Below are 1188 nucleotides of genomic sequence, written 5' to 3'. Positions count from 1 at the left end.
GTCCGCGGTCACTTCCCGGTCTTCGCCTCGTACGCCGCGAGCACGTCCTCGGTCGGGCCGTCCATCAGCATCACCCCGTGCTCCAGCCAGATCGCCCGCTCACACGTGTCCCGGATCGACTTGTTGCTGTGCGAGACCAGGAACACCGTCCCCGCCTCCTTCCGCAACTCCCGGATACGCTCCTCCGACCGCCGCTGGAACGACCGGTCACCCGTCGCCAGCGCCTCGTCGATCATCAACACGTCATGGTCCTTCGCCGCCGCGATCGAGAACCGCAACCGCGCCGCCATCCCCGACGAATACGTCCGCATCGGCAACGAGATGAAATCACCCTTCTCGTTGATCCCCGAGAAATCCACGATCCCCTTGTACCGCGACCGCACCTCCTCCCGCGACATCCCCATCGCCAACCCGCCCAGGATCACATTCGTCCCCCCGGTCAGATCGTTCATCAACGCCGCGTTCACCCCCAGCAACGACGGCTGCCCATCGGTGTAGATCCGCCCCGACTCCGGCGGCAGCAACCCCGCGATCGCCCGCAACAGCGTCGACTTCCCCGAACCGTTCGACCCGATGATCCCGATCGCCTCACCGCGATACGCCGTGAAACTCACGTCCTTCACCGCATGCACCCGCCGCACGTTCGTCGACCGGCGCTTCCGCGACAGCATCCGCCCCAGCGCCGCCGTCGCACTCCCCTTGCCCGTCCCCGCACCATGCACCGTGTAGACGATGTTCACGCCCTCCACGATCACCGTCGGCACCTTCGGACGACTCACCTGCACCGGCGGAAGCGCCGGCTGCTCAGCCACGGCCATAGGACTCTTCCGCCTTCCAGAAGTACACATACCCACCGACACCGACGACCAGCGCCCACGCCACCGCCATCGGCCACACATGCGCCGGCATCTGCGACGCCGTCACCGAATCGATCAACGCGAACCGCATCAGATCGATGTAGATCGCCGCCGGATTCACATCCAGCAGAATCCGCACCGCATGCGGCGCCGTCGACGTCAACTTCGTGATGCTGTACATCACACCCGACATGTACATCCACGTCCGCAACATGAACGGCATCAACTGCGAAAGATCCGTCATCTTGCTGCCCAACCGCGCCACGAACAACGCCAACCCCGTGTTGAACACCCACTGGCACAACAACGCCGGGAACATCAGCAACCACGA

At 64.6% G+C, this 1188-nt stretch carries 2 protein-coding genes; both read right to left on the bottom strand.

Translation table 11 applies throughout. The features are described 5' to 3' along the window. Positions 1–8: 8 nt before the first annotated feature. Positions 9–818, bottom strand: a complete 810-nt coding sequence (locus AC3EVP_RS36870) for an ABC transporter ATP-binding protein (protein WP_435138151.1) — start codon at positions 816–818, stop codon at positions 9–11. Then, the coding region (locus tag AC3EVP_RS36865) for an ABC transporter permease (RefSeq protein ID WP_435138148.1) at positions 805–1188 on the bottom strand (384 nt) is incomplete at its 5' end. The genes AC3EVP_RS36870 and AC3EVP_RS36865, both read right to left, overlap by 14 nt.

Source organism: Actinacidiphila sp. bgisy144, assembly GCF_057708105.1.
Note: the sequence above shows the minus strand (reverse complement) of the source record. Positions and strands in the feature narration are given on the sequence as shown.